General features: G+C 31.2%; 5 protein-coding genes and 1 pseudogene. All 6 read left to right on the top strand.

Annotated elements, in window-relative coordinates; translation table 11 throughout:
* Nucleotides 1–190: 190 nt before the first annotated feature.
* Entirely contained in the window at nt 191–517 is a 327-nt protein-coding gene (locus tag ENO17_01275) for a Rieske (2Fe-2S) protein (protein ID HER23689.1), read from the top strand.
* A gap of 264 nt (nt 518–781) precedes the next feature.
* The gene (locus ENO17_01270; protein ID HER23688.1) at nt 782–1,900 is read left to right on the top strand and encodes a Fic family protein; all 1,119 of its coding nucleotides are present in this window, start codon (nt 782–784) and stop codon (nt 1,898–1,900) included.
* 76 nt (nt 1,901–1,976) lie between these two features.
* Entirely contained in the window at nt 1,977–2,837 is an 861-nt protein-coding gene (locus ENO17_01265; protein ID HER23687.1) for a ferredoxin, read from the top strand.
* Between the two features lie 258 nt (nt 2,838–3,095).
* Nucleotides 3,096–3,197, top strand: a pseudogene (locus ENO17_01260) (transposase).
* Nucleotides 3,198–3,298: 101 nt separating this feature from the next.
* Nucleotides 3,299–3,880 carry a nucleotidyltransferase domain-containing protein gene (locus ENO17_01255; protein HER23686.1) on the top strand — a complete coding sequence of 194 codons (582 nt, stop codon included), beginning with the start codon at nt 3,299–3,301 and terminating at the stop codon, nt 3,878–3,880.
* Nucleotides 3,864–4,334 carry a HEPN domain-containing protein gene (locus ENO17_01250; GenBank protein HER23685.1) on the top strand — a complete coding sequence of 157 codons (471 nt, stop codon included), beginning with the start codon at nt 3,864–3,866 and terminating at the stop codon, nt 4,332–4,334. The genes ENO17_01255 and ENO17_01250 overlap by 17 nt, the downstream gene beginning before the upstream one ends.
* The last annotated feature ends 339 nt before the right edge of the window (nt 4,335–4,673 follow it).

Here is a 4,673-nt window from a genome sequence, read left to right as displayed (position 1 = left end):
TACAAGTAATATACAAGTATACAAGGGACAGACACCTATTTTCTTAAATAGTTAATATTTTATTTTTAAATTAGTGGTTAACCCGATAAAGAGTAAGATCTCCCATTGTAGCAAAGACATGCTAGGTTAACCATATGACCCAAGATCCTTAAATAGGTATCTGTCCCTATTATTCTTAAGGAGGTTTTTCATGAAGTATGTTAAGGTTGCTCAAACAAACGAACTAAATGCAGGAGAAAAAAAGAAAATATCTTTAGAAGGTAAAGAGATACTCATGACGAATATTCAAAATTCATATTATGCAATCGATAACATTTGCCCGCACATGGGAGGTTCTCTATACGAAGGAAAACTTAATGGCAACCACATTATCTGCCCAAAACACGGTTCTATCTTTGATGTAACAACTGGGAAAGTTATCCAAAGTGGTAAACTGTTTTTGCTCAAGGTTAAGGTACATGATCTTCACAATTACCCCATTAAAATAGAAGGAACCGATATATTAATTGGGATTTGACTTCACGCTTTTGTCCATGTTCTATAGGCATGATTTGTCTATATTAGGCTTATTATCATTTTATGTATAAAGTAATAATAAAGAAAATTGTTATTATCACTTTGATTTGAAAAATGATTACATTTCTATAATAATTAGAAAGTGATAATAATATATTCAATATTGACATTTACAATGCTAAATGATAATATAAAATTGCAATTTAAAAGAATATAAGATAATTATTAATAAAAATATCTAAAATGATTCTGGAGTAGTGATTTAATGTTTCAAGCTGGAACCTATAAACAGCAATACGAATATAAGAGCTTTAGCCCTTCTTTTATTAATAAAACCTTTGAATGGAAGGATAAACAGATAAATCTGCAATTAGAAGAAGCGATGAGATATTTAGGGGAACTAAATGCTTATTCTACATTAGTGCCAGATGTAGAGCTATTTATCAAAATGCATGTAGCAAAAGAAGCTACTACTTCCAGCCGAATAGAAGGAACCAGTACCAAGATAGATGAGGTCATTTTACCAGAGAAAGAAATTAGACCAGAAAAACGAGATGATTGGCTGGAAGTTCAAAACTATATTAAGGCAATGAATTTTGCGATAAAAGAATTAGAAAAATTACCAATTTCCCTTAGACTTCTGAAAGAAACTCATCAGATACTTCTTTCTGGAGTAAGAGGAAAATATAAATTACCCGGAGAGATACGCAAAAGCCAAAATTGGATAGGTGGATCAAGCTTGAAAGATGCCTTTTTTATTCCCCCACATTATGAAGAATTACCAGAACTCTTAACTGATTTAGAAAAATTTTGGCATAATCGTCAATTAAGCATACCTAATTTAATAAAAATTGCTATGAGTCATTATCAGTTTGAAACCATTCATCCTTTTTTAGATGGCAATGGCAGGATTGGAAGGCTGTTGATTATTTTACAATTGATTGATTCAAAGGTATTACAAAAACCAACCTTATATCTTTCTGATTTTTTTGAAAGACATAAGGGAAGTTATTATGATTCTCTAACCATAGCACGAACATCGAACAACTTAGAACAATGGGTTAAATTTTTCCTTACCGGAGTTATTGATACTGCCAAGAATGGAAAAAACACTCTAAAATTAATTGTAGGTTTATGTAAACAATATGAAGATAAAATAGTATCTCTTGGTCGTAAAATACCGATTGCCCAAAGATTATTATCATCTTTATTTTCTAACCCGGTAATTTCTATCAATCAAGCATCTGAACATTTGGAGATAGGCTTTGCGGCTGCCTCTCGCTTAATTACTGATTTTCAACGATTAGGTTTGCTTAAGGAAGTAACCGGCTTATCCAGAAATCGCTTATTTGTATTATCCGAATATATCGCTTTATTTAAATAGATAACAAACAGTAAAACAGGGGATGGTTGTTTGTTTGACCATCCCCTGTTTTTATGTTTTTAAGGAGGTATTTATTATGAGTACGGAAATATATTATTTTTCTGGAACGGGAAATTCGTTATTTGTTGCAAGAGAACTTCAGAAAAAGATTCCAGATTCAGTTATAATCCCAATTGTCAGTCTTTTGCATAAAGATTTTATACAAACTAATGGGAAAACAATCGGTATTGTTTTCCCATGCCATTCTCTAACTATTCCTATTGCTGTAAAACGATTTATTAGAAAAATTAATGTACAATCAGCAGAATATATTTTTGCAATTGCAACACGGTACGGAACTGTATTTAAGGGATTTAATATAATAGAAAAATTATTAAAGAAAAAAAATAAACATCTTAATTCACAGTTTATACTTAATATGTGCCATAACGAGGCACCACGGAGCGAACAAAATTACATTGTTCCTTCAAAGTCGGATATTCTACAAATAGAAACCACTGTTCTTAAAAAAATTGATGAAATCAGCAATATTATCAAAACTCAAAGTTCATTTCTTGAAAAAGATGCAGATGTTGTTATTAAAAGTTCATCTAACCCGATAACTGGATTTTTAATAGAGCAATTAGTTGTTTTTGCTATGAATATTTCTGAGTATATTGGGGGAGTCAATTATTTCTACCATGACAATAAATGCAATGGGTGTGGTATATGTGAAAAAATATGTTTATCGAAAAAGATTAAAATTACCGAAAAAAAACCTATCTGGCAGGGAAATGTACTATGTTATATGTGTTTTGCATGTTTAAATTATTGTCCTAAACAATCCGTCCAAATAAAAAATATTCCTTATGTGAAATCGCATACTACTGGAAATAGCAGGTATCCTCATCCTTATGCTACAGTAAATGATATTTCAGCCCAAAAGGAACATATTTGAAATGTCAAAAACAAGGAACAGTTCTTTGTTTGATGGCATCTCATTAATAGAATAAAATAATGAATGAGGTGTTGTCTTATGCCAAAGGAGGTCAGCAGAAAAAGTAACAGCAAAATATACCACATCATGATAAGAGGGATCAATCAGCAGAATATCTGGATATTCTTGATGTTTACCGTAAAAAGATTGAATATGGCCTATATGCCTATTACCTGATGGGAAATCATCGCCTTATTTCACCAGGTGCCACCACCAAAACAAACTAAGGTTTTAAAATATCTAAAAGAGCTGGATGGAAGCTCATTAAGGCAGCTGTCCAGACTGACAGGGGTTACGGTCAATAAGATCTTTAGAGCTTAAAACAAAAAACCGTTCCCTGTTTCTATATTTTAGTCAATTATTTTTTTAAATGAAAGATTGATATTGTAGTCAATATATAATACAATTGTACTCAGAAAGGAATACAGAAATTGGAAATATTACAGATTAGCAAATCTAAATTAAGAAAAGAATTATTAAATCTCTACTTTACTAATCCAGATAAGAAATATTACTTGAGAGAATTGGAGAGGATACTTGATTTTTCAGTGGGAAATATTCGCAGAGAACTTATTCAGCTTAAAAATATAGGTCTTTTTCATGTAGAGAATAAAGGAAATCTGACTTATTATTGTTTGAACAAGTCCTATCCTCTTCTTCCAGAGATAAAAAGCATTATCTTAAAAACTGCAGGAGCTTCAGGGGAACTTAAAGAATCTTTGAAAAAAGTAAAAGGCGTAGAATACGCATTTATCTATGGTTCCTTTGCTAAAGGAGAGGAAAAAGAAAGTAGTGATATTGACTTACTTATTATAGGGGAAATAGATGAAGGTAAGCTTATTGATAAAATTAAAATACTGGAGAAAAAGTTACAAAGAGAAATCAATCTTACTCTTTATGAAAAAAGTGATTTTATCAAGAAGAAAATGGAAGGTAACCCATTCATTTTAGAAGTAATAAAAGAGAAAAAGCTTTTTTTAATAGGGGATGAAGATGAGTTATAAAGAAACAGTTAAACTGATGCTTGATCGTGGATTAATAAAAAAGCAAAAGATAGATTTTAAACAAATTGAAGCACTTCTCTTCCGAGCAAAGAGGGATTTAATCGCTGCAAAAGCTAACTTAGAAATTGACGAAGAAGTAACTTATAACTATGCTTATTTAGCAATGTTAAGATGTAGTAGAGCAATGGTTTTTATAAAAGAATATCGTCCTAGTGATGGCCAACAACATAAAACTGTTATTGAACTTTCTGGAAAAATTCTTGGGGATAGTTTTGTAGATATTTTTAAAAAATTTGATAATATGCGACGTAAACGAAATCAATTTACTTATGATCCTTTTCTACCGGTATCAAAATTGGAAGCTAACAATGCTTTGAAGATTGCAGAGGAGTTTGTAAAAAATATTATAGAAATTGTCAAAAAAGAAAATCCTCAGCAAAATTTTATTTTTTGATTTATTGAATTCCTGCTTGCGCAGGAAAAACAAAAAAGAACGTTTCTTCATCTAAAAACAGTAAAAACAGGCGACGATTCTTTATACAAGGGACAGAAACCCATTTTCTTAAATAATTAATATTTACTTTTAAATTAGTAGGTAACCCGGTAAAGGGTAAGATCTTCCAATGTAGCAAAGACATGCTATGTTAACCACATGACCTAAGATTCTTAAGAATAGAATTTATAGGTGCTCTTTATCCTACTCCACGATGAAAGCCCAAGACCCCAAAGAGCCGGCTATCTTTAATAAAGATAGCAGATTATCTTGCTGTCTATTATAGTACCGTAAGCAGAG

Source organism: Candidatus Atribacteria bacterium (assembly GCA_011056645.1).
Lineage (GTDB): Bacteria > Atribacterota > Phoenicimicrobiia > Phoenicimicrobiales > Phoenicimicrobiaceae > Sediminicultor > Sediminicultor quartus.
This window is presented reverse-complemented; position numbering and strand designations above follow the sequence as displayed.

What these genes read in the sequence shown, in the direction of transcription:
- ENO17_01270 (HER23688.1), top strand. Translation starts at nt 782, where the DNA reads ATGTTTCAAGCTGGAACCTATAAACAGCAATACGAATATAAGAGCTTT.
- ENO17_01275 (HER23689.1), top strand. Translation starts at nt 191, where the DNA reads ATGAAGTATGTTAAGGTTGCTCAAACAAACGAACTAAATGCAGGAGAA.
- ENO17_01265 (HER23687.1), top strand. Translation starts at nt 1,977, where the DNA reads ATGAGTACGGAAATATATTATTTTTCTGGAACGGGAAATTCGTTATTT.
- ENO17_01250 (HER23685.1), top strand. Translation starts at nt 3,864, where the DNA reads ATGAAGATGAGTTATAAAGAAACAGTTAAACTGATGCTTGATCGTGGA.